The sequence below is a fragment of the Balneola sp. genome, assembly GCA_003712055.1.
Taxonomy (GTDB): Bacteria; Bacteroidota; Rhodothermia; order Balneolales; family Balneolaceae; genus RHLJ01.
In genome coordinates this window covers 491509-515588 of the sequence record RHLJ01000001.1, presented here as the reverse complement: position 1 = coordinate 515588, position 24080 = coordinate 491509, and the positions used below count along the sequence as shown (strand labels likewise).

Sequence of the window (24080 nt, the reverse complement as noted above, 5' to 3'; positions counted from 1 at the left end):
TGTCATTCCATCTGAAAACTAGAATAATTGACTCATACTTACCCACCCCTCAATCCCCTCCACTGGAGGGGATTGAGGGGTGGGTAATTTCAAACTCGAAGCAAAATCTCACTCCACAATCATATCATATACAACCACTCTTTCCCATAGATGGCTGTAATTCTCAACAAATTCCTTATGAATTGGATGCTCTTGGTAAGCATCCTGAGCCTCCACATTCTCGAAATACATCAATTCAGAAACATGAAAGCTATTATCAACAACCTCTCGCTCCAACGTTGATGCAGGTGTTCCAATCAACAGTTCCTTTACTTCTTCGATTTCTCTTAAGGTGTTAAGGCCTTCGATTAATTGTTCTTTGTCAGTTTCTGAATCGGGGTTGGCTAGCCAAAAAAAGACATGATGAACAACTTGTCCCGATTTATTTTCCGGAGTAACCAGTTCTAGTGTTGTTTTCGGAGCGCTCTGGCATCCAGTAAAAATCAGAACAATTGCGAATAAGGCTAAATAGATAGTTTTCATTTTTGAGTGATTAGTGAGTACAAGTTTATGTATTTCTTTGTCAACTCTACCGGACAAAGAGCCATGGTTCCTACGACCGCTTAACGATACCATATTTCTTGGCAATTATTTACTCCATTTTACCGGATTTTTTGCTAGCCTCAAGCCTGAACTTCAAACTAACTACATCATGAAAAAATTATCTTTGCTGGGCTTTGCTTTGCTTATTAGCACATCTGTTACAGCTCAATTTCAAGAAGAAATCAAACGTTTCCAGTTTGATCCGGAAATAACCTATGATTCTTCAATTCCGACTCCATCGGAATTCTTAGGGTATGAACTGGGTGAAGAATACACCTTCCATCATAAGGTGATGGAGTATTTTGAGGTACTTGCCAATTCATCAAACAAAATTAGCTTTCATGAATATGGAAGAACTTACGAAAACAGATCTCTTAATTACGCCGTCATTTCATCAGAAGGGAATCATAGTAGGTTGGATGAAATTCAACAACAAAATCTGCAAATCGCTAATAGCCCTGGTTCGGTTGATATAGGAGAGGAGCCGGTTGTAGTATGGTTGAGTTATAATGTACATGGAAACGAACCATCAAGTAGTGAGGCAGCAATGCAAACGGCTTACAGGCTTGTTGCCAGTATGGATTCAGAAACCCAAAACTGGTTGGAAAATTCAGTGGTTATCATTGACCCAATGCTTAACCCGGACGGTCGTGATCGATATGTGTACTGGTATAAATCCAGCCAGGCAAATATCCTCAATACTAATTATGAAGATCTGGAACATGATGAAATATGGCCTGGAGGTAGGACTAATCACTATTGGTTTGATTTAAATAGAGATTGGGTTTGGTTGATACATCCTGAATCAGCTGGAAGAATAAAGGTATACCAGCAATGGATGCCTCAAGTACACTTAGACTTTCATGAGCAAGGTTTTAACAATAACTATTTCACGATGCCAGGTACAACTCCGAGAAACCATGAGCTTCCTGAAGATTACGAGTATTGGGCAGATGTATTTGGAAGAGGAGCTATCGAAGAGTTTGATAAAGCGAATGTAAATTTTGAAACACGTGAGCGATTTGATTTCTTTTATCCCGGATATGGCTCTTCTTATCCGAGCATTATGGGAGGAATTGGAATGCTTGCAGAGCAAGGTGGACACAGTATGGGAGGTCGTGCTGTAGAAACTAATGATGGCTACGTACTTACACTTCGTCAGCGGGTATTTGATCACTACAAAAACGGAGTATCTGTCGTAAAAACCTCTGTTGATAATAGAGAAGCTTTACTAGAATACTTTAGAAATGCGCGGTCTCAATCAGCCCAAAAAGGAAACACCAAAGCTTATATCCTTGAAAATAATCCTAATGATTATACTTATGATGTAGTAAATCTGATGCTAAAACAAGGTGTTCAGGTTGAGCAAGCTGACGAAGCTTTTACCGTTCGAAATGCTTACAGCTATTGGGATGGAACAAGTTCTTCCAAAAGGTTTGAAGCAGGTGATTTCATTATTAAAACAGATCAACCGGCGCATTTATTTATAAACACACTTTTCAGAAGGCAGTTGGATATCAAAGACTCAGTGATGTACGATATGAGTACCTGGTCGATTCCGCTGGCTTATAATTTAGATGCAGCATGGACTACATCAAATGTAGGGGTATCAACTTCAAATGTAGACGCTCAATTGGATTCTCCAAATGGAGTGAGTGGAGGTAATGCCACCTACGCTTATGTTGTAGATTGGAATCAGCGACACGCACCCAAAGCATTGGCAAGGTTATGGGATCATGGCTATAAAGTTCGCTCTTCACTTAAAGGTTTTACTAAAGATGGTGTCGATTACTCACGTGGATCATTAGTAGTGCTTATGGGGAGGAATCGTCATAAAAGTTCCTCGATTCATGCAGATATGAGGAAAATTGCAGAATCTGCTCAGGTAGAAATTAAGGGCTTCAATACAGGTAGGATGGACGAAGGCAGCGATTTGGGCTCTCCTAGTATGAGACCGATCGCCGAGCCAAAAGTTGGCTTGCTGATGGATGCAGGATTCAATTCATATACCACTGGTCAGCTTTGGTTCTTATTTGACAGATGGACTGAGTTTGGAATTTCCAGAATCCGTTCTGACCGAATGGGAGGGAACCTTAGACTGAATGAATATGATGTTATTTTGATGCCAGGAGGCTTCGGGCTTAATGGAGTAATGAGTGAAAATACCAGGGAACAGTTAAAAGCCTGGGTTAGAAACGGAGGAACACTCATTGGTACTGAATCCAGTGGATCATGGCTTACTAGTGGGCAATCTGGTATTTCTTCTATGGAATTATTTGAAGAAGAAGAGGATAAAGATGACGAAAAGATTGATCCTGCTGCCTACACCCGATATATGGACCGTGAAGATTCAACGGGTTTGCGACGCATTCCTGGATCGGCGTTTAAAGCTAAGGTAGATAATTCACATCCTCTTGCATTTGGAATGTCTGACAAACTGTATTCTTTAAAATTCAGAACGGACGGGATTAAACCTGATCCATCTTTCCATACAGTAGGGTACTATCTCGATGATCCAAAAGAAGTACTGGCTTCAGGGTATTCATCTGCTGAGAATAAAAAGAACGCTGCAGGAAAAGCTTTTGCCGCTGTTCAGGATATGGGGCAAGGGCAGGTGGTTATCCTGCTCGATAATACCCAATACCGGATGTTCTGGGTAGGCCCAGCGCGATTGGTACAAAATGCCGTTATGCTGGTGCCAGGTTTTTAGTAGAAAGAGAAAATTAATAAGAAGCCCATTTGGTTTACCGGATGGGCTTTTTTTATACAGTTTTAATGTCTAGCATACTCTTGACCTATCCTTTTCTGCAGATCTTCTACAATAGGTGATTTTGAAAGTCGGTTTAGCAAGGGAAGCATAAATTCAAAAACTCTTGGTTCGGGCTTATCCGATTTTACTTTAATTATTGCACTCGGAGGATAACTGACAAAGCGCCTATAGTCTACTGATATGATTTGACTTAATTCAATTCTAATAGATTCTTCTCCTTTATTAAATACTAAATAATCTCCATAATCAAATACCTGATCGTAGGTATTCAAAGTCATTTTCCTAAAAGTAATGTGGAAAAGAAGAAGCATGAAAAGGGAGCCAAAAAGGATGATTGCGTCTTCAGGTTCTGACGCTACAATTAAAGTGATAAGGAACGCTAAACCTAAAAAGGAATAAATAGTCGAAGGCCATATAACTTTATAGTAAAGGTGAGATCCGGATATCTTTTTCATAATAACTGGAAGCCCATCAGGAAACCCGGAGAGGCTTTTTATTTAATACATTTATGAAATATAAGAGACTTTTTCTCTAAGCTATCTTCTTTATTAGTCATTCTGAGGCTACTGCCGAAGAATCTAAACGGATGAGTTTACCCGACTAGATGCTTCTCAGGTATGCTCAGGATGACCAACAAAAAACTAAGTGTTACTTAATCAATAACATCTTTTTAGTCAGTAACTCACCCCCGGCACTCAACTGATAGAAATACACTCCCGAAGTATATCGTGAAGCATCCCATGGAACAGAGTATGAACCTGGGTTTAATCGAGAATCCATCAAAGTGGAAACCAGTTGCCCAAGAGTATTATAGATTTTCAGAGTTACCTGAGAGGCTTCAGGAATTCCAAATTCAATATTGGTGGTTGGATTGAATGGATTCGGGTAGTTCTGTGATAACTCAAGTACAGCTGGAATACTTTGGTCATTTTCTTCCTCCTCATTACTACTCAATACCTGGTCTCCATAGAAGTAGATATTGTCAATATATACCTCCCTTATTTGAGTAGACCCGAGGAATAATAATTGAGACAAATGCTCCCTGGTAGTCATATTCACAAAATTATCAATGGGAATATCAAAACTAATCCATTGATTGCTCACCAGTTTGGGCGCTGAGTTTTCTCTGAAGGTGAGTTCATGTTCTACGTCGTCTCCTCCGCTCCAAACCCCGTTAGCTCCAAAATCAACCAGTTTTACTTTAAAAGTGGCGGGTGCTTCGGTAGGTTCTGTAGTCCATAAATCGAACCTGAAATGCGTAAGATTTGTGGCATCAATACTTCCACCTCTAAAGAACTCAATACCCGCATAAAAGAGGTTCGTGTAGTACTTAATGTCATCTCCGTCAACTAGGATATCTTCTACATTGGCTACATCCCAGGATGCTGACCAGGTATCCACATTTCGATTTTCATAGGTATTACTAAATAGTGAAATTACCTTATCAGGATCATGAGTTGGGGTAGGAGCTGGAGTCAGCTCAGGATTCTTACCGAAGTATAGATTGTCAAAGTATATGGTTCCATTTCCTTCTATTTTTATCTGGAAAATCTCGGTCAAGTCTACAACTTCTTCGAACTCAGAGAGAGGGATATCAATGCTCTGCCAGCCGCTTGTTCTTGCAGATACATCGTACTCAGTTTCTAGAGGTCCAGGACTAATTAGGTAAATACTTAACTCGGTAGCATCTTCTGTCCAGTAGTCAAGGTGAAACCAGCCCATTTCTGATACATCCAAAGTATCCCCTAGTTCTGTTCCTTGGTAATCCAGGCTATCATAAACAAGTGTATTGCTGCCAGCGATGGAAACAGTGGAGGTAATAGTTGATTGGGACCAATCAGGATTAAAATTGGTGCCTACAATATTCTCGTAAACATCACTGAAAATAGAAATAACATTCTCAGGATCAAGATCCGGAGTAGGTGCAGCTATTTGCGGACCGCCCGGAACCGGATCATCTCCAGAAAAATACAGGTTATCGATGTACACAGTTCCATCACCTTCGAAACGTATTTCAGAAACTGCAAATAAATTAACCGAATCAGCAAAAGTACTTAGCGGAATATCTACACTTTGCCATGCTTCTTTAGTAATAGTGAATTCATAGTCGGTTTCACTTCCGTCCAAGCTCACTAAGAAAACAGATAAATTCGTGGCATTATCTGTCCAGTAGTCAACATGAAATTCAGATCTTGTAGATACATTCTGAGGTATTTCGAAGAGGATGCTTTGGAAGTCGAGGCTGTCATACTTAAGTGTATTATTTCCATCAATTACTTCCAATGATGCTATGGTTGATTGGCCTTCTTCGGGGTTATAATCAACTTCAGTTGCACCACCATAGGTATCACTAAATATGGAGATTACATTCTCAGTAACTATGGTCGGGGAGGGGGCAGATTCCATCGTACTTTGATCAGGAGCAGTACTCACTGAATTCATTGAGTGAGCAGGAACAGTAAATGAGAAGCCGTCAGTAAAAGTTACTAATCTATCTGAGGCTTCAGCATTATAAGCGGTATACGTGGTGTCACTATCTTCATTAACAAATACGCTGTAGGTTGCAATGTCGGCATAAACCTCAGTATTAAAGTGTCCCATCTCCTTAAGGTTATATAACCAGTGGAGGGTATGAGCCTTAGATTCTCCATCAAAAGGCTCATAGTCAGTATCGCTTAGGTAATATGAGATTGCTAATTCCGGATCAGAAAGCGCGAGGTAAGACCATAGCACATCTTTCCACAGGGCTGGTTGGCCTCCTAATTCTGTAACAATATCATTATAGTTTTCCAGTACGTAATCTGCGTCTCTGCCAAGATATACCGATGATGCTGTTATAGGGAGGAAATTGATCCCATGGATATACTCAGGTGCACTTCCAAACCAGGTATCATATTCGCCTCCACTTCCCCAAACTATCCCTAACGCATTTTTAGAGTAATCATCCGGGAATACTTCATCATCGATATCGAACCAGTATTGCTCTATGGCTTCTGTCTCAGTGGTATATAAGAAGATGCCAAGATCTCTGAGATCATCCTGGCCAGTCATTTCTCCCCAAAGCGTAACAGCAGCAGCATAGTTCATAGATTCGGAGCTCGATTCCTGGTTATTACCAATTGTGAAGTCTGCATGACCTGCTGCCCATGAATGCCCAGCATAAATATCATGATTTCTTAAAAAAGGAAATTCTGTATCATTTCTATCCCAGTTACTGGCATTTCTGATGAGTAAGTTTACCATTGCTCCCCAGTTTTCTTGTGAGGCCCAGGCACTATCGTATTGAGCTATAGTAGCAGCGGCCATTACAGCATAGCCTGCATGAAAATGTTGGTCATTTAGCTGAGTGTCTGCACCAAATCCGGTAGGAGTACCTGTCAATGCATTCCAGTCTTCATGGTAAATATACTCTTGTTCTCCTCCTGCAGTAAACCACTCTTCCAGTCGGAGTTTCATTTCTGCCAGGAAGTAATCTCTTTCATTGATGGCTCCCAATTGATCTGCGATATGAACGAGCTGAGCAAATCTTCCCATTTCTTTACCACTTTCGTAGGTGCCAACATTGGTAAGAACTTCTACCGTAATGTCCTGGACATAATCGAGAAGTTGGATTCGATCATAATCTCCCATATCTGGTAAGGACGGGAGGATTCCTGAAAACATGACCTCAGTAGTAAAGGTATTGCCTTCATGTACTTTCATGGAGCCTCTGGGAGACTCATAAGTGTAGGCGGTAAGAGAGGAGGAAGTATTCAGCCACTGATGCCGATACAGTGCTGAAAGGGTCTCATCGGAATTCGAACCGCTGCTGTCTTTAAGCACTGTTTCATAGGTGTAGGTAGTGGAAAGAGCATTCGTATTCTCATCATAGTCCCATTCAACCGTGCTATTTGTTACAAAAGCATAAGCGTGGTTTCTGTATAATTCGAGAGTGGAAGAAGTAGTATCTGGTAACACAGCTACTGAGAAAAAGTCTTTTCCATTAAGGGAAGAAGAAAGTGTGTCTGAACCAGTCCAGGCTGATCCTGTTGGAGCAAATAGTCCATAATGCTTGCCATCAACACTTAGACCGATGACTTCATCTTCATTATGCCAAATATCCGGTTCTGTACTGCTAATTACCTGTGCATTACCACCTTCTATAGTAAAGAAAGTATAAGGAAGACCATGGCCAAAAGTGGCTTCCATAGAAGCAGATTCATTTTCCCAAAGTGCGGTTACCGTCCAGTCTCCGTAGGCCTGCGTTAAAGTTTCTGAGGCAGTTAATCCATCAACTCCAACTAATAGCTGCTGAGAGAAGGGGAAGAAATAATCATTAACTACCAATGTATGGGTGGTAGAATACCCAATTTGTAATCCGTTGCTTTCCGCCTTTAAGTTGAGTGGATGGGCATAGATATTATTTGAATGGGGATCATTGTTATAAGGAAAGATCAAACTACTCCAAAAATCATTGGTGGTGATAAGCTGATCAAATGAATCTGAGATTTTTGGAGTGGCTTCTCCTCCTGATGAGGTTGATGGACCATTCGCTCCATCCGGAATAGTAGTACTATAACTTCCTTTTCCAAGGTTTACTGTTTGAGCTGCTAACTCAATGGGAGGTATGCTGGTAACTCCAAAAAGTACAACGATAGCAAGTAAAAAAGGTCTGAAAGAAGAATGCAAAAGCATCTCGGTTAGGTTAAATTCTTGATGAGATGCTAATTAAGGTATAAGAGAGCAAATAATCCAGAAATAGAAGGGTAGTTTGGTGGATTAACCTAACTCAGTAAATGCCTCAATACATCTAGTGAGTTTTTCGAAACCTCTTCAACAAATTCGGTAAAGTTAACACTGGCACTATGATCAGCTTTATCGGAGATAGTGCGAATAATAAGAAATGGAATCTTGTTTAGAGTGCAAACGAATCCTACTGCAGCGCCTTCCATTTCAACGGCATCTCCTTTAAGCTCAGAAGTGAGGTAGTCCAATCCTGAACTATCGGTTAAAAACTGGTCTCCTGTCAGGATTCTGCCTGTATGAATGGTGTGTTCTGAAGGAGTTTGAAGAGCCTTTTTGAGTAATTCCTTATCACAGTTAAAAAGTCGGTAATTGGTATAGGGAACAGTTCCACGCGGAATTCCCAGACCTGTGGCATCCAGATCGTGTTGAGTACAATCATTTGCAAGAACAATATCTCCAATTTCAAAAGCCGGGTTTAGAGCACCGGCAACACCAGTGAAAATCAAAGACTCAGGATTATATAGCTCAATAAGTTTTTGTGTAGTGAGGGCTGCGAATACTTTTCCAACTCCGCATTTTACAATCACAACTTCTCTACCAAAGAGTTCTCCGGTATGGAAAGTTATCTCGTTCCAGTGTTCTTCTTTATGATTTTGAAGATAATTGAGGAGCTCCTGGATTTCTTCTGTCAAAGCTCCAGTAATAGCAATGCGGGAAGTATTCACGTCTATTTGTTTCTTTGAAGTCGTTTCCGATTCCTTCTCTTGTTTAGGTAAGGAATGAAGAACATATATATCCCGGTAATCCAAAGAATGGTAACTATGATGCCGGTGGGTAAAAAGATCCAGTGCTTAGCTAGATCATGGAACCAAGAGCCATCATGCATGGCTTCAATAATATCAGAGCGTCTGAATTCGGCCTGAAGCACTTCACCAGTTTCAGTGTCTATTTGTATTTCCCAATGATTAATAGCCCGAACTTTGACCATGCCTTTATCGGGTCGTACATCTAAGCGGTCGATATGAGCCCAGGAGGAAATTTCTGCTTCAGGGATGGTCTTTGATACTTCCAGGATTTCTTCAAACGTAATAGACGGAATGGTAGAGACCCCTTCCATAGATGCAGGCTGTATCCATGCTACATCTTTTTTTAGTTGCAGAAAAAGTCCCGTAATCAGGACAATAAGAAAGGGGAGTGCAATAATAATAGCTCCCCATCGATGAATTTTACGTGTGTCGCGGCGAGAGTGCCAACTCATGTAGTTTTCTAATTAGTTAAAAGCGATATCTAAAACCTAAAGCGCTATCGAAAGTAAAACCCTGGGGATCTGTGACTGTAATAAAAGGACCGATATCCATATAAAGCTCAAAAGGCGTATCGTCAATTGTATATTCCAGGCCAAGTGGAATCCTAATTGATAATGATTCCTCTGAGTCAGGAGAAGCACCAACCGATAATCCTACCCCAAAGTAAGGAGATAAATGCCCTGACTTAATATTAATACTTTCAGGATTTCTATAAGAAAGATAATTCATTTCAAAAGCAACAAAAGTGTTTCCTTCTTCTAAAATGAGTCCTAGTGCTCCAGTAATGGCAGAATTATCAGAAATTCCAAATTTATAGGAAAGTCCAACTGGATTTATAAGTTCACCACCGAGAGCAACGTCGTTTTGTGCTTGAACGCTTCCGGGAGCGGTTAATAAAATGGTAAGTATGAGTAATGAGAAAATGTTCTTTTTCATAATTGGGGTAGTTAGAATTAGGATTAGTAATCAAGTCCAGGTTGAGTGATGGTGAAATCTTCCTCAGCTTTTGCTTTAGACACCATTTCTTCAACATCCTTTAATAGCTGTTTTGCATCAAAAATGATCCCATCTTTAATGGTGTATACAACCCCACCATGGCGCTTAATGTTATTATATTCATCGACAAAAATTGCACCGGTACCGTAAAGTACTTTTAGGTTGGCCATCGGATTGGCATCCACAATTACCAAATCCGCCAGCTTTCCTACCTCAATTGTTCCAAGCTCATGATCTACACCGAGTACCTCAGCTCCTTTTAGAGATGCTGATTGAAAGATTTCGAGAGGGTGGAAGCCAGCTTCGCGAAGTAATTCCATTTCCTGGATATATCCAAAACCATAAAGCTTGTAGATATATCCAGCGTCTGAGCCAAGAGTAACTCGTCCCCCTTTATTCTTGAACTCGTTTAAAAATTGCATCCAGATTTTATAATTCTCTTTCCATGCTATTTCCTGCTCTGTTCCCCAATCTAACCAATAAGAACCATGAGAAATGCGACTAGGTGCATAGAATCTCCAAAGAGAAGGGAGGGTGTATTTTTCATGCCATTCTGCTCTTCGTTCTTTCATCAAGTCGCGGCTTGCTTCGTAAATGGTCATGGTTGGATTAATGGAGAAGTCGAGTTCGACCAGTTCATCCATTACAGCATTCCACTTTTCAGAACCGGGTTTTGCAGCTTGTTTCCAGAGATTCCCTGCCTCTTCAAAGCGGTGTTGCTCATTATTATAATTATAGTCTAAGGGGTAATCCTGGATAATTTTGTCTTCGAATAAAGCCTCGGGTAATCCGTACCAGTGGGTCATACTTGTGAGCCCTAATCGAGCCGAGGTAAGCGCATTATTATACACCACTCTCGTTTGAGCATGATGAGTCATGGTTCCCAGTCCAAGCTTATTTGCTTCATCAATTGCAGCAGAATACACTTCTGGTGATGCTCCAAAGAATTTAATCCCATTAGCACCCCTTTCATGAATCATTTGCACCCATTCCCGGGCCTGTTCAGCTGTAGTTATTGTCCCATCAAATCCCTGCCCAAAACCTATCCATGCAGAAATTCTTGGAGCCGTAATTTCATTTCTCTTGCTCATTTCACGATGCCTCAGATTCCAATCCATGCCAAGAAAAGAGCCGGGTTCTCTTATAGAAGTAATACCATGAGCTAACCAAAGCTTATAAACATATTCAGGAGTTGTTCCTTGTGCGTTACCACCAGTATGCGCATGCATATCAAAAAAGCCAGGTAGTACATACATTCCCGTAGCGTCCACTACTTTTGTATTCTCATCAGCCTGAGGCCTTCTACGCTCGTTAATGGGAAGGCCGGGGTATCCAACTGTATTGATACTGGTAATTCTGTTTCCTTCTATTACAATATCTACAGGGCCTGTTGCCGGAGAACCTGTTCCATCAATCATATGAACTCCACGAATGATCATTCGCTCAAAAGGGCCTTCACCTTCTGCTCTTGGAGGAGCGTCAGGCATACCTTGAGCAATTAACAGATTGGGAATACTGATCGTAAAAATCAGGAGAAGTAGCTTTTTCATTTCACAAGAGATTTAAAGTTATAAAAAGTATTAAAAGGATATGATTAGCACCGTAAATAGTTATAAAAGTAATGCTCCTTCATGCTTTAATAACCATTCTTTCCTATGTAATCCTCCTGCATAGCCAACCAGTTTGTTATCTGATCCTATAACCCGATGGCAAGGGATCACTACGGCTATCGGGTTTTTTCCATTTGCATGTCCAACAGCCTGGGCAAAATTCCTATCTCCGAGTTTTTGTGCGATGGTTCCATAGGTAGTAGTAGAGCCATGAGGAATGATTTTAAGCTCATTCCAAACTTCTTCTTCAAATTTTGTTCCCCTCAAGTCAATAGTAAGATTAAATTGATTTCTATTTCCTTCGAAGTATTCTCTGAGCTGGGTCCGTGCAGATTCAGTATGAATATCCGGATCCTCAGGCCCATCTGTATCCTGGAATTTTATTTCTGTAATGCCTTCTCCATTAGAAAGAATTCGAAGATATCCGATAGGAGTATTAAGGTAGCTTTGGTAGGTCAATGTTTTTTATTTGAGGATGTTAACAATACCACTTTTATCAAAATTAAGAGAAGATGGCTTAAAAAGTGGAAGGTCTGCACCAAGATTCGCAGTTCCATTCAAGGAATATTCAAACTCATCTTGCCTTAATGCATTATAAGCAGCCATTCCAACTTGAAGGAAATTTAAACTAACAGGGATGATAAGTGCTCCTGATTCCTTTTGCCCAATTGATACTTGTTCTGAGATAGTTCCGGAAAGAGGACTTAACCCGTTCAGATCTACTTCATAATCTAAAGAGTTTAGGTTGAGGCCAAACGAATTAGGATTATCTACCCCGACATTTATTTCAAGTTCGGCTCCTGTTAGAGAAAGATTTTTAACAGATACACCCGTAAGCGAAAGAGAGGGAGCTTTCACTACAGGGAATATCCCTTCTTTTTCAATAGGTACTTCTACATAGCCAATTACAGGTACATTTACACCAACCGATCCGAGTAAGGTATACCCTGCTTCGTCTTCCGATTTAAGAGAAGTGAAAGTGTTGTACAATTCTTCAAAGGTAAATGTAACGGGCACTGATAATGTATTTGACCCATTGGCTTCAATTTCAGTCTCAAGTTCCCGTGTACCTTTAACAAACGAATTAGAATTGATTTGGAAGTCATAGGAGTAGGAAGCGAGTGAAAGCGAAAGGGGGTTAGGGTTGTCCACTTCGAGATCAAAAAGCAGCTCGATATCCTGTAAAGAAATATTGGACACCTTAACATTTTCGACAGAAATTGTTGGTTTCTGAACGGAAGCTAAATTTTGAAGTTCTGCACAATGTTGAAGAAAAAATACTCCTGAAAGTATTAAAACGCCCTTTTTTATGATGCCCATAAACCCTTGAAATAGTTATTTGATGGGCGAAAACTAGTGAATAAATTTTTTTTAAAAAAAAGTGTAACACATAAAAGTGAGTGTACTCTTGTGCATAGCTAAGAGAGCATCTGTATAAACCTACAGAAGTTAGTCAACTAGTCACTCCTTAAGCTAAAAACCTAAAGCAAAGCTCCGGCCTGAACCACCGGAGCTTTTTTTATATGTTCCTTTTTATAACTAGGAGATAAATTGCCTTTTCGAGTTTCTCTAATTTTTTAGCAGATATTGCTACCGGGTTTCCCTTCAGCGCATTATTCAGAGCATTTATAACTGAATTGTAATTCATATCTGCACTTTCTATCACTTCTTTATAGGACATCTCATTAGCAATACACTTAGCCTTCCATTCTCTTATCCTCTTTTTAATATCAGTTTTACCTTGTTCGTGCATTGTTTACATTTGGTTATCCAAATTTGGATTACCAATAATATACAATTATAAACAACTATTGTCAACTTCAAAATCTAATATTTTCCATAGTTTCGGTCTAGCTTTGCAAGAGGCTTTAGACAGGACTGGTGTAACTCCTGCCTGGTTATCGAGAGAGGTTGGAAAGGATAAGGGACAAATAAGTAAATATATTAACGGGAAGAGTACCCCAAAAAGGATCACTCAACTTGAGTTATTGAAACCACTCCCATTTACAGTCAACAAGGATGGCAAGAATTGGGTATTGGAAGAAGCCCCATCAGATGAGGTAAATGAAACACAAACTGTGTATTCGAGCAAAGATTCGGATGATTCATCAGTTCAATTGAAAGACTTCTTTGAGGACATAAGCAAAGTAGAAAAACTCTATACGGAAGCTTTGAAGAATAAAAATTTATCCGAGGACGAGAAGAAGCTCCAAATAGAATTAATAGAAAAGAAAATTAACGCTCTAATTAAAAGTAAACTCGGTAGAGAAAAGTGATATTCCTACCGGGTTCAGGATTTAATTCTTTGATCCTTGACAAATGGTTTCTGTATTCTACATCAAATAGGTTATTAATACCAAGAGAGAAAGTATGAAGTAGCTTATTTGAACTGAACCGGTATTGAGAAAATAAATTGGTAAGTACATATCCATCCGTTTCAGTTTCAAATTCTCCTGTTCGGTCTTGGTTTGAAGCAAGGACTAATCGACTTCCGGCTTCTAACCCTCCTTTAACATATTTCAATGAAAACTTGACTTTAAGAGGGGGAATCTGGGGGAGAGGCTGAACACCTGAGTCTCCGGTCAAAGAGGTAGTATCTTGCTCTCCAATGGTAAAGCTTGCCGAAGCATCAGCTACAATTCGGTTGGTAATTTTTGATTCTCCTGCAATTTCAAATCCATAAAGCCGGGCTTTTGTTCCTACAAACTGGTAGTTGTCCAGGGTTGGAAATCGAACATTTTGTTCCCCGGTATTTCTTGCATAATTGAAGTTAGAAAACCCGTTATGGAATAAAGCGGCTCTGAATGTTGAGGCTTCTCCCTGCCATTGTGTAAAAACCTCTTTAGCAAGACTCCTCTCAGGATCAAGGTTGGGGTTACCAATTTCAAAACTAAATGAAGCCAGGTGAGGCCCTTCCGAATATAATTCCTCAAGTGATGGAGCTCGGAATGAATGTAGTAAAACAGTGCCAACTGAAAACCCTTTTCCTAAGTCATACCAAGCGTTCACAGAGCTGGAAAGGGCATGGAAATCTCTGGCTCTTATAAATCCGATATCTGAATCCGGATCATCTTCTATAGGCTCATTAAGTACGTAATCGTATCTCACTCCGGTTTCCAGGTGCAGAGCCCCCAGATGCATATTTTCAATAATATATACCCCGATTTTATAGCTATTGGCATCCGGAGTGCTAGCTCCGAAAACTGCATAGTCTTCGGCTTCCGCCCAAAGTCCGATTTTACCACTTTCAAAGAAGCCCAACTCGCCATGATTTGCATTTACTTGAGCAGTAGTGGTAACTAATCCAAATTCAGTTCCAATGGAGCTGGTGGTTTCAAATTCTTTATGATTGTAATTATTAATGCTGAAATCTGCTTCAATAGTTTTGAACACAGAGTTTTCTATTAAATACTCTCCCTTCAGTGCGTAATTAAATTTTCGCATCTCAATATCAACACCATCTGGATGACCATTTGGGTCCGGCGGTATTCCATAATTACTCAAATAAGTTCCAAAAGAACCTCCGATATACCCCCAATCACGCACATAACTTATTCCAACAGCGCTGTTTGTAGTTTCAAATTGAGTGTTTTCAATAATTCCTTCGGGTGTATTTGTATCGCCACCAATCTTTCCATTTAGATGAGTGTTTATAACAAAATCACTAGTAGGTAGCGAAAGATTTATCGCTCCTGATGCACTGGTATTTACTGATTGAGCATTTAATGTCGCTGTTCCATTTATTGTATTTGGCTTTGTTGAAGCAACAAGGTTATTGACCACATTAACAATTCCTCCTACCGCATTAGCTCCATATTGTAGTGCGGCAGCGCCTTTGGCAATTTCTATTTCGGAACTGGCAATCGGATCAACTGATACTGCATGATCAGCAGATTGATCAGAAACGTCTCCGGTTGTTAAACCATCTTGTAAGATTATTAACCGTTCATCTCCTAACCCTCGAATCACGGGTCGGGTAGTGGCATTGCCTAGTGATCGCTGCTCAAACCCTGGAAGGTTGGATAAGGTATTAGCTAAAGTAGAACCCAAATCTCTCCGCAAAGAAGAACCAGAAACACTTTTTGAGGCATGACCTATACTGGAACCTGTAAGACTATTATCGGAGGAAATAACCTCCACCGTTTCTGAGGTAAGAATAGTAGCGGAGAGTACAATATCCAGAGAAATATTTTTCTCTAATTCAATTTTCCTCTTTTGAGTTTTATACCCGATTCGGTGAATACTAAGTGTGTAATTTCCGGCAGGTATGTTTTTTAATTCGAAATAGCCTTCGCTATTAGAAGTAGTTGTACGGTTTAACTCTTCGAGGTGTATGTAAGAAAAGGATACTGATTCACGATCTTGTGCATCAGTTATAGTACCGGAAATAATAAACGAACTCTCCAAGGAGTCTAACGGAGTTCCCGATAGGCTCACAAGGAGAGTTACGATAAATAAAGCAGAGGTCATTTATTAATTTGGAGATGCTGCTTCAACATGAACATGGATTGCCTGAGTATTGAAGTCAGAGTGCCCATTGTGCATTAACTGAAGAGTCAGATCAGTGATACCTTCAGCTTCGGCATGGATATGGAAGCTCCAGACACCGTCTTCTTCATGTTGCTCAAACTCGGCAATTCCTTCATCTTCGAATACAGCACCTAAGCTATACTCTGGTTCATCTGGCTGGAATTCGTCACCATCATCGTCAAGGAAGAAAATGGTAATCAATGCTGTTTCTTCTTCTGGTTCAAGCTCGAATTCACCAGTTAATGTTCCACCTGGAAGCTGCTCAACTACGGTTTCACCGTTCATTTTAAGACGGAAGCCTTCCGGATCGGAGTGCTCTTCTTCAGAGCTGGTAGAGTTTGAACAGGCAACTAGAAGACCTGATACTAATAGGAATAATAGGGCAGTTTTTGCCGAGTTAATGAATGAATGTTTCATAGTATTTTTAATGAGTTATGTTTGTTTTAGAAAATGCCCACGAAAGTGGGGAAGGGGATTAGCTTAGCACAGGTGGGGCTCGGGATATATTAGATGGTGCTAAACTTTTTTCTATATATGGCTCATTAAATATTAAAATCGTTTCGTCTGTAACAAGTACATAAGACGTAAAAGAGGATGAATAAATAGCATCTTCAGATACTAGCGTACAGGTAGGGCAAAATGTATTTTCATCCTGTACAAAATGTTGCTCATCTAAATGAATCAGGCATTCTATGGTCTCATGATGATAGTGAGTTGCTGAACCTAATAACCCAACTACCAACAAGACACTAACACAAGCAAAGAAATATGACCTGACCGAGTTCAAGATTTGATGAATTTGTGATTAAATGAACTATTCAAGTTCATATAATATTTCAAAATTAGTACAAAAAAAGTAAAAAACAGTTTAATTAGTTCCTATGGCAGAACTTTTTGAGAGCTTTAAAATATGGTTTCTTGGGCTTGGAGAAAACTATGGGGTGAATCCAATTATATTTGGTTCCATCTATGTTGGAGCTATCCCTTTTTTTACCCTATCAATTGGTTGGCTGGTAAAGAATTACAGAAAAGGTAAGTCAATTGTTTTACCCTCTTTGAGCGCTGGTTTTTTCTTTGTATCGGCTTATTTATATCTGATAATTGCGGGAAGAAATGTACCTTTTTGGGTATATCTGTTCATTCTGGCTTTAGTTACGGGAGGAGCAATATCCACCTACAAAAAAGTGCGAGGAAGAATCCAGGAAGTTGATTAATAATAGTTATTGTGGAGTATTTAGCAGATTTATGGGATAAAATTACTGTGCTTGGAAGCGAGCATAATGTAAATCCTATTTTGTTTGCGATACTTTATTTCGCTTCCATTCCTCCATACATGGGCTCAATGGTTTGGGCAGTTAGAAATAATAGGAAAGGCAAAAGTATCAACCTTCCTGTTATAAGCACCTTGTTCTTTTTCATTATGCCAGCCCTTTATGTAGCAATTTTTGGAAGGAATGTGGCTTGGTGGGTATATCTCACAATTGTATTTCTCATCATTTATAGCACTCATACCGTGAGAAAAAAGATCACGTCAAAACTGGAAGAATCTGAATCTTCTGAAAAAGCATAGGTTCTTCTACATCATATCTTCATAAGCGTTTTGAATACTTAGGTTGAGTATTTCGAGCAGGCGCTCTGTGCTCCCGCTCTTCACTCGAGGAAATCTAAACCAACTATTTAGAGGTTTATTATGCAAGAAAAACACTTTGTGTACCGGTTTGGAAAGAAGACTGACGGTAATAGAACGATGCGCGAACTAATTGGAGGTAAAGGAGCGAACCTCGCCGAAATGTGTAACATTGGAGTTCCCGTCCCACCGGGATTTACCATATCAACAGAAGCATGCCAGTATACCATTGAACATGCAATGGTTTGGCCAGAGGAGTTATATGATCAAGTACTGGATGGAATCCATCACATAGAGAAAGAAACAGGAACCAAATTTGGGGATCCGGTAAATCCTTTATTGGTTTCGGTTCGATCCGGAGCTGCTGTTTCTATGCCAGGGATGATGGATACGATATTGAATCTGGGTATAAACGATACCGTTGTTGAAGCACTGATCAAAAAGACAGGGAACGAACGCTTTGTGTATGATAGCTATCGTCGCTTTATAGATATGTTTGGAGATGTTGTTATGGGGGTAGCTCACGAACATTTTGAAGAAGCAATTGAGCACCTTAAAGAACAGGTGAATGTGAAAGAGGATATAGAGCTTTCAGCCAATGATCTAAAAATTCTAACAGATCGATACAAAGCTATTTATCGTAAACATTCAGGCCATATGTTTCCTGAAGATCCTGTTGAGCAATTAAAGTTCGCCATCAATGCAGTGTTTTCATCCTGGAACAGTGGTAGAGCCATTAAATACAGAGAGATTAGCCATATTACAGGTCTTGCTGGTACCGGGGTAAATGTGCAGGCCATGGTGTATGGAAATATGGGAGAGAACAGTGCTACTGGTGTTTGTTTCACTCGAAATCCATCTACCGGAGAGCACGAACTGTATGGTGAATACCTTGTGAATGCACAGGGAGAAGACGTTGTAGCAGGTATCCGTACTCCACAGCCAATTCAAAAAATGAAAAGGCAGATGCCTAATGTGTATGACGAACTTTTCAGGTACACAAGCAAACTGGAAGGACATTATAAAAACATGCAGGATATTGAATTCACTGTGCAGGAGGGGGTGCTTTATATCTTGCAGACCAGAAACGGAAAAAGAACCGGAACTGCAGCTGTAAAGATCGCTGTCGATTTAGTGAACCAGGATGTACTATCGAAAGAAGAGGCTATAAGTACACTTGTTGAGCCGGAGCATATTGAGCAGCTACTGCATCCTCAATTCTCGGTGGATGATTTTAAGGAAGAGGAAATACTTGGAAAAGGATTACCAGCATCTCCTGGTGCAGCTGTTGGTAAGGTAGTTTTCTCCAGTAAAAAGGCAGAAAAAGCTGCTGAAGCTGGAGAAATGGTGATTCTGGTTCGCATTGAAACCAGCCCGGAAGATGTTGGTGGCATGTCTTCAGCTGAGGGAATACTGACATCTCGTGGAGGAATGACCTCACATGCAGCTGTAGTGGCTCGCGGTTGGGGCAAACCTTGTGTTGCCGGATGTAGTGATATTGTTATCAACTATAAGAATAAGTCATTCACAAATGGTGAAGTAACCGTGAATGAGGGCGACTGGATTTCAATTGATGGTACTCGAGGCATGATCATGTTGGGACAGCATAATATGCACCCTCCTGTATTAAGCGAGGAATATGAAACCTTTATGCGTTGGGTATCCGGATTCGAAAAAATAGATGTCCGCGCCAATGCCGAAACTCCGGAAGATGCTTCGCTTGCAAGAAAACTTGGTGCCAAGGGTATAGGCCTCGCTCGTACCGAGCACATGTTCTTTAAAGATGATCGGGTTATTGCAATGCGCCGAATGATTGTAGCTGAAACTACCGAAGAGCGTACCAGGGCTTTGAATAAAATTCTTCCTTTCCAGAAGGAAGACTTCAAAGGCATTTTCAGAGTAATGGATGGGTTACCGGTGACAGTTCGGTTACTTGATCCGCCTCTTCACGAGTTTTTACCTCAAAGCAAAAGTGAAATCAAAGAAGTAGCAGATGATTTGGGAATAAGCGTAGAAGTACTGAAACGGAAAGTAACAGCTCTAAGGGAATTCAACCCAATGCTTGGACACCGCGGATGTCGATTGGGGATCACACATCCTGAAATTACAGAAATGCAGACTAGAGCGATCATCGAGGCTGCTCTGGAGCTAAAGAAAGAAGGAGTAACCGTTATTCCCGAAATCATGATTCCTTTAGTAGGAAACGTAAGGGAATACATAAATCAGCGTGCCATTGTTGAGCAAACAGCTGAGCAAGTATTTGGTGAGTTCAAAGATCGACTAAGTTTCAAAATTGGAACTATGATTGAAGTACCCAGGGCAGCTTTAGTAGCTAATCAAATAGCTAAAGAGGCGGAGTTTTTCTCATTTGGAACGAATGATCTAACCCAGATGGCACTAGGCTATAGTAGAGATGACGCCGCAAAATTTATCCCTCATTACCTGGAAGAAGGTATCCTGAAAGATGACCCATTTCAGACCTTAGATAAGGATGGTGTCGGGCAACTTGTTCATATGGGTACTGAGCTTGGACACGCTTCCAATCCTGACCTAAAGATTGGAATTTGTGGTGAGCATGGAGGTGATCCTGCTAGTATAGATTTCTGCTATAAACTAGGAATGGACTATGTATCGTGCTCGCCATATAGAGTGCCAATAGCTCACCTGGCAATAGCACAATCAGTAATCAAACACGGGAGCTTCAAAAAAAAAGCTGAATTTATAACAAATTAGTAAACAATCGATCTCTGGTTTTGGTTGAGGAAAAGCGAACGATATATTTGTCACGCTTAAACTAAGACCGGAGTTCTTTATGTCGAAATATGAATATGATGCTGTAGTAATTGGAGGTGGAGCCGCAGGGCTAACAGCTTCAGGTATTGCTGCCAATATAGGTGCTAAGACCATGATGATTGAGCGCCATCGATTAGGTGGTGATTGTACATGGACTGGATGTGTACCTAGTAAAGTACTTCTTAAAGCGGGTAAAGTAGTTCGGCAAATAAAAGAAGCTTCTAAATTCGGATTAGTTGATACTGAACCTGTTGTCGATTTTAAAAAAGTAATAGAACATGTTCATAAAATAAGGGATGAAGTTTATGAAGATGCGGATGATCCAAAGATTTATGAAGATCAAGGGGTAGAGGTAGTATTTGGAGAGGCGAGTTTTATTGATGCACATACAATAGATGTCCAACTGGCTCAAGGAGGTTCTCGGAAAGTTTCTTCCAGGTATTTTTTTATTGCTAGTGGAGCTTCTGCTTCAGTTCCACCTATCGAGGGATTGGAAGAAGTGGAGCATTTAACCAACGAATCTCTTTTTGAGATCGAGAATCTTCCCGAAGAGCTATTGATAATTGGTGGAGGGCCAATTGGTACGGAAATGAGTCAGGCCTTTTCCAGTTTGGGTTCCAAAGTTACTGTGATTGATATGGCCGATCGTATCATGAGAAATGATGATGAAGAGCTTGTAGAAATTTTAATGAGCGAGCTGCAATCACAAGGGGTCGTTTTCGAAATGGAATCATCCATAAAAACGGTAGTTAAAAATGAGGAAAGGGTAGAAGTACATGTGGTTCAAAACGGAGAAGCGAAAGTAATTTTCGGAACTCATTTACTTATAGCCACTGGTAGAAAGCCGAATATTGAAACGCTTGACCTGGAGAAAGCAGGGGTCAACTTCGACAGAAAGGGTATTTCAGTAGATGATTCCTGTCAGACCAATGTGAGCCATATTTATGCAATTGGTGATGTAAATGGTCGGTACCAGTTTACTCATATGAGTGAGCATACCGCAAAAGTTGCCACCACAAGTGCCTTACTAAAACTTCCAATGAAAATTGATGAAAAGAATGTGCCCTGGGTTACCTTCACTGAACCAGAGTTAGCCCATGTAGGAAAGACAGAAACTCAACTGGAAGAGCAAGGGGTGAGTTTTGAGACCTATCGTTTCCCATATTCCAAAATTGATCGAGCCTTAACAGAAAGTGAAGCAACGGGATTAATAAAGATTTATGCCAATAAACTTTCGGGCAAGATTTATGGTGCTTCTGTAGTTGGTGCTCATGCTGGTGAATTTATCTCGGAATATGCGCTTGCGATGAAGAATGGAGTAAGCATGAGGGGGATTGCTGATACGATCCATCCTTATCCAAGCTGGAGCCTTGGAGCACGAAGAGCTGCGGATCAATGGTATATCAAGAACCAAAGTGAGTGGTCAGTAAAGCTGATCAAAAAAGTGTTTGGCTATAGAGGAGAGATTCCTGACTTCAGCGATCCTGACCGGATTGTATAAAAAAAGCCTGTTACTGATAGGCAACAGGCTTTAAGGAGTTATTGAGAGAGCAAATTATTCGGTTTCGATATCCATGTGCTTCTCACCATGGTATCCAATATCCATTCCTTCTAGCTCCAGGTTTTCAGTAATTCTACCACCGGAAGTAATTAAGGACGCGACTTTCCACACAATGAATGTAGCTACTGCAGAATAAGCAATGGTAATTAGTACTGCTTTTGTTTGAACCCAAATCTGGCCAACATTTCCATAGAGTGCTCCAGCTCCGCCATTGATCTCAGGGTTAGCAAATACACCTGTTAGGATAGCTCCGGCTATACCTACTAATCCGTGAATACCGAAAGCATCCAGGGTATCATCATGGCGAACCCATGATTTGAGATGAACAACACCCCAGTATCCAACTAAACCGGAAACGACTCCAATAACAAGTGCACCACTTACATCCACAAAACCTGAAGCAGGGGTAATCCCAACCAGGCCTGAAACCGCACCTGATGCCATACCAATTAGTGTTGGTTTCTTAACAATAAACCATTCAATAGTTAACCAGATAAGAGCACCGGCACAGGCTGCAACATTGGTTACCAATAATGCATTAGCAGCAATTCCATCTGCAGCAAGCTGGCTACCGCCATTGAATCCAAACCAACCAAACCAGAGAAGGGCAGATCCGAGAATCATAAATTTAATAGAGGAGGGTTTTCTTATTTCCTCAAGACTATGCTCCATTCGTTTACCGACCAGATATGAAAGTACAAGGCCAGCAACACCAGCATTAATATGAATTACTGTTCCACCTGCAAAGTCCATTTCACCAGATTCACTTAGGAATCCACCTCCCCAAACCCAGTGTGCGATTGGAGAATAAACAGCAATTACCCAGAGAACAGAGAAAATTCCCCATGTTGAAAAGCGTACCCGTTCAATAATTGAGCCGCTAACAATAGCAACTGCAATAGCCGCAAAGGTTCCCTGGAAAACCACAAAGAGAAGAGTGGGGATGCTTCCAGAAACATCATTCACGCCAATTCCTTTTAAAAAGACATTGCTCAAGTCGCCTATAAAGGCATTTCCTTCTCCAAAAGCGAGGGAATAGGCCACTACTACCCATACAATAGTACCGGTACAAAATGCCATGTAGCTCATACCTATTGTATTGAGTACGTGTTTGTTTTGGGTTAATCCGCCATAGAAAAGAGCAAGGCCGGCGGGGGTCATAAGCATAACGAGAGCAGTTGCAATAAGAAGCCATGCAGTATCACCTGCATTAATAGCTGTTTCTGTTTCTTGCCCGTAAAGTGAGATTGTCCCTAAAAATAACAGCATTAGGGTAGCTGCGAGTTTTTTCATCGATTGTACTCCAAATTAATTGCGATTAGGCGTTGGGAGTATAGGGGTAGATAGACAAAAAAACTTTAGTCTATTTTTTATTATTCCTAAATAATTAAGGATAAATAATATAAAAAGCGCTTTTCTGGAAAATAAACATTGACTTTTTCTAATTAACTAAGTAGTGTGGGTTTTTTAATATTCATCCCATTCAGAAGGTATGGTAAAGCCTGAAGGTAGAAGCCCATCACTTAAAAGCCTTTCAATTACTCCTTTGGCTAATGAATTACCTGTTTGAGTAGAATTACCATAATCACCACTTGTAACCTCAATTTTTGCTCTCCATATTTCTGTAGTATCAGAGACTGTATATAAGTAGGCTTCCAGACCATGCTTGATTGTTTTTGATGTACTTCCTCCTACGAACATACCATTAGCCCCCACTGTGGGGCCAGAAAAATATGTTTCTCTGTCATGGTCAGTTTCCAAAAGAATTAGAAAGAAATCGAAATTCTTTTCCTTAGCACTAATAACCATATTCTCAAGTGTAAACGTCCCTCTTTCACTAAAGAAAGTATATTCTTCATGATTAAATGGGAATCCATTTTCAGTGTAAATCGACTTGGATTTATCAACAAGGGTCGGAACAGTTTTTTCCATTTTATCCTGGAGATTAATCACATAAAATAGGTTTGTTACTTTTTGATCAAAGTTCGGAGCCATTACCTGCGAATCTATCTTAGTAGTTGTGCAATAGATTAAAAAAAGAGAAGCTAAAACTAGAATAGAGGTAATTTTAATATTCATC

Annotated in this window: 20 protein-coding genes; 6 read left to right on the top strand and 14 right to left on the bottom strand. The window is 40.3% G+C overall.

Translation table 11 applies throughout. From position 1 onward, the window contains the following. Positions 1-108: 108 nt before the first annotated feature. The gene (locus ED557_02350; protein ID RNC86146.1) at positions 109-522 is read right to left on the bottom strand and encodes a Dabb family protein; all 414 of its coding nucleotides are present in this window, start codon (positions 520-522) and stop codon (positions 109-111) included. A 169-nt stretch (positions 523-691) separates the two neighbouring features. Between ED557_02350 and ED557_02345 the strand changes: the two genes are divergently transcribed. Then, positions 692-3292, top strand: coding sequence for a hypothetical protein (locus ED557_02345; GenBank protein RNC85634.1), 2601 nt, complete (start codon positions 692-694; stop codon positions 3290-3292). A gap of 62 nt (positions 3293-3354) precedes the next feature. On the opposite strand, the gene ED557_02340 is transcribed toward ED557_02345, so the two are convergent. The 9 genes from ED557_02340 to ED557_02300 all read right to left on the bottom strand — a co-directional run bounded on the left by ED557_02340 (position 3355) and on the right by ED557_02300 (position 13242). Beyond that, positions 3355-3807, bottom strand: coding sequence for a hypothetical protein (locus ED557_02340; protein ID RNC85633.1), 453 nt, complete (start codon positions 3805-3807; stop codon positions 3355-3357). 193 nt (positions 3808-4000) lie between these two features. Further along, positions 4001-8026 carry a T9SS C-terminal target domain-containing protein gene (locus tag ED557_02335; protein ID RNC85632.1) on the bottom strand — a complete coding sequence of 1342 codons (4026 nt, stop codon included), beginning with the start codon at positions 8024-8026 and terminating at the stop codon, positions 4001-4003. An 89-nt stretch (positions 8027-8115) separates the two neighbouring features. Then, complete coding sequence (locus ED557_02330) at positions 8116-8925, bottom strand: 5'-methylthioadenosine/adenosylhomocysteine nucleosidase (protein RNC85631.1); 810 nt, start codon at positions 8923-8925, stop codon at positions 8116-8118. Beyond that, complete coding sequence (locus tag ED557_02325) at positions 8805-9335, bottom strand: PepSY domain-containing protein (GenBank protein RNC85630.1); 531 nt, start codon at positions 9333-9335, stop codon at positions 8805-8807. The genes ED557_02330 and ED557_02325 overlap by 121 nt, the downstream gene beginning before the upstream one ends. A 16-nt stretch (positions 9336-9351) precedes the next feature. Next, positions 9352-9819 (bottom strand): hypothetical protein, encoded by a 468-nt coding sequence (locus ED557_02320; protein ID RNC85629.1) that lies wholly within the window; start codon positions 9817-9819, stop codon positions 9352-9354. Positions 9820-9842: 23 nt separating this feature from the next. Beyond that, complete coding sequence (locus ED557_02315; GenBank protein ID RNC85628.1) at positions 9843-11429, bottom strand: amidohydrolase; 1587 nt, start codon at positions 11427-11429, stop codon at positions 9843-9845. Between the two features lie 60 nt (positions 11430-11489). Next, positions 11490-11948 carry a methylated-DNA--[protein]-cysteine S-methyltransferase gene (locus ED557_02310; GenBank protein ID RNC85627.1) on the bottom strand — a complete coding sequence of 153 codons (459 nt, stop codon included), beginning with the start codon at positions 11946-11948 and terminating at the stop codon, positions 11490-11492. Positions 11949-11954: 6 nt separating this feature from the next. Continuing rightward, positions 11955-12809, bottom strand: a complete 855-nt coding sequence (locus ED557_02305) for a hypothetical protein (protein RNC85626.1) — start codon at positions 12807-12809, stop codon at positions 11955-11957. 199 nt (positions 12810-13008) lie between these two features. Continuing rightward, positions 13009-13242, bottom strand: coding sequence for a hypothetical protein (locus ED557_02300; protein ID RNC85625.1), 234 nt, complete (start codon positions 13240-13242; stop codon positions 13009-13011). Between the two features lie 58 nt (positions 13243-13300). On the opposite strand from ED557_02300, the gene ED557_02295 reads away from it, so the two are divergent. Continuing rightward, complete coding sequence (locus ED557_02295; GenBank protein ID RNC85624.1) at positions 13301-13765, top strand: hypothetical protein; 465 nt, start codon at positions 13301-13303, stop codon at positions 13763-13765. On the opposite strand, the gene ED557_02290 is transcribed toward ED557_02295, so the two are convergent. Together ED557_02290 and ED557_02285 are read right to left on the bottom strand one after the other, a co-directional pair. Continuing rightward, a complete protein-coding gene (locus ED557_02290) occupies positions 13737-15959 on the bottom strand; it encodes a TonB-dependent receptor (protein ID RNC85623.1) in 2223 nt (740 codons plus the stop codon). The two genes, ED557_02295 and ED557_02290, sit on opposite strands and share 29 nt — an antisense overlap. A gap of 3 nt (positions 15960-15962) precedes the next feature. Continuing rightward, positions 15963-16436, bottom strand: a complete 474-nt coding sequence (locus tag ED557_02285; protein RNC85622.1) for a hypothetical protein — start codon at positions 16434-16436, stop codon at positions 15963-15965. Positions 16437-16900: 464 nt separating this feature from the next. Between ED557_02285 and ED557_02280 the strand changes: the two genes are divergently transcribed. The 4 genes from ED557_02280 (at position 16901) to ED557_02265 (ending at position 21940) form a co-directional block, all read left to right on the top strand. After that, the gene (locus ED557_02280) at positions 16901-17233 is read left to right on the top strand and encodes a hypothetical protein (protein ID RNC85621.1); all 333 of its coding nucleotides are present in this window, start codon (positions 16901-16903) and stop codon (positions 17231-17233) included. Positions 17234-17244: 11 nt separating this feature from the next. Beyond that, positions 17245-17589 carry a hypothetical protein gene (locus ED557_02275; GenBank protein RNC85620.1) on the top strand — a complete coding sequence of 115 codons (345 nt, stop codon included), beginning with the start codon at positions 17245-17247 and terminating at the stop codon, positions 17587-17589. 120 nt (positions 17590-17709) lie between these two features. Next, on the top strand, positions 17710-20379 hold the full coding sequence (locus tag ED557_02270) for a pyruvate, phosphate dikinase (GenBank protein RNC85619.1): 2670 nt from the start codon (positions 17710-17712) through the stop codon (positions 20377-20379). Between the two features lie 79 nt (positions 20380-20458). Next, a complete protein-coding gene (locus ED557_02265; protein ID RNC85618.1) occupies positions 20459-21940 on the top strand; it encodes a mercuric reductase in 1482 nt (493 codons plus the stop codon). A 54-nt stretch (positions 21941-21994) separates the two neighbouring features. Here the strand turns inward: ED557_02265 and ED557_02260 are convergent, their stop codons facing one another. Together ED557_02260 and ED557_02255 are read right to left on the bottom strand one after the other, a co-directional pair. Then, complete coding sequence (locus tag ED557_02260) at positions 21995-23293, bottom strand: ammonium transporter (protein ID RNC85617.1); 1299 nt, start codon at positions 23291-23293, stop codon at positions 21995-21997. 174 nt (positions 23294-23467) lie between these two features. Next, positions 23468-24079, bottom strand: coding sequence for a hypothetical protein (locus ED557_02255; GenBank protein ID RNC85616.1), 612 nt, complete (start codon positions 24077-24079; stop codon positions 23468-23470). Position 24080 lies beyond the last annotated feature (1 nt).

What these genes read in the sequence shown, in the direction of transcription:
- ED557_02340 (RNC85633.1), bottom strand. Translation starts at nt 3,807, where the DNA reads ATGAAAAAGATATCCGGATCTCACCTTTACTATAAAGTTATATGGCCT.
- ED557_02305 (RNC85626.1), bottom strand. Translation starts at nt 12,809, where the DNA reads ATGGGCATCATAAAAAAGGGCGTTTTAATACTTTCAGGAGTATTTTTT.
- ED557_02350 (RNC86146.1), bottom strand. Translation starts at nt 522, where the DNA reads ATGAAAACTATCTATTTAGCCTTATTCGCAATTGTTCTGATTTTTACT.
- ED557_02285 (RNC85622.1), bottom strand. Translation starts at nt 16,436, where the DNA reads ATGAAACATTCATTCATTAACTCGGCAAAAACTGCCCTATTATTCCTA.
- ED557_02260 (RNC85617.1), bottom strand. Translation starts at nt 23,293, where the DNA reads ATGAAAAAACTCGCAGCTACCCTAATGCTGTTATTTTTAGGGACAATC.
- ED557_02335 (RNC85632.1), bottom strand. Translation starts at nt 8,026, where the DNA reads ATGCTTTTGCATTCTTCTTTCAGACCTTTTTTACTTGCTATCGTTGTA.
- ED557_02290 (RNC85623.1), bottom strand. Translation starts at nt 15,959, where the DNA reads ATGACCTCTGCTTTATTTATCGTAACTCTCCTTGTGAGCCTATCGGGA.
- ED557_02325 (RNC85630.1), bottom strand. Translation starts at nt 9,335, where the DNA reads ATGAGTTGGCACTCTCGCCGCGACACACGTAAAATTCATCGATGGGGA.
- ED557_02265 (RNC85618.1), top strand. Translation starts at nt 20,459, where the DNA reads ATGTCGAAATATGAATATGATGCTGTAGTAATTGGAGGTGGAGCCGCA.
- ED557_02270 (RNC85619.1), top strand. Translation starts at nt 17,710, where the DNA reads ATGCAAGAAAAACACTTTGTGTACCGGTTTGGAAAGAAGACTGACGGT.
- ED557_02280 (RNC85621.1), top strand. Translation starts at nt 16,901, where the DNA reads ATGGCAGAACTTTTTGAGAGCTTTAAAATATGGTTTCTTGGGCTTGGA.
- ED557_02320 (RNC85629.1), bottom strand. Translation starts at nt 9,819, where the DNA reads ATGAAAAAGAACATTTTCTCATTACTCATACTTACCATTTTATTAACC.
- ED557_02315 (RNC85628.1), bottom strand. Translation starts at nt 11,429, where the DNA reads ATGAAAAAGCTACTTCTCCTGATTTTTACGATCAGTATTCCCAATCTG.
- ED557_02345 (RNC85634.1), top strand. Translation starts at nt 692, where the DNA reads ATGAAAAAATTATCTTTGCTGGGCTTTGCTTTGCTTATTAGCACATCT.
- ED557_02300 (RNC85625.1), bottom strand. Translation starts at nt 13,242, where the DNA reads ATGCACGAACAAGGTAAAACTGATATTAAAAAGAGGATAAGAGAATGG.
- ED557_02255 (RNC85616.1), bottom strand. Translation starts at nt 24,079, where the DNA reads ATGAATATTAAAATTACCTCTATTCTAGTTTTAGCTTCTCTTTTTTTA.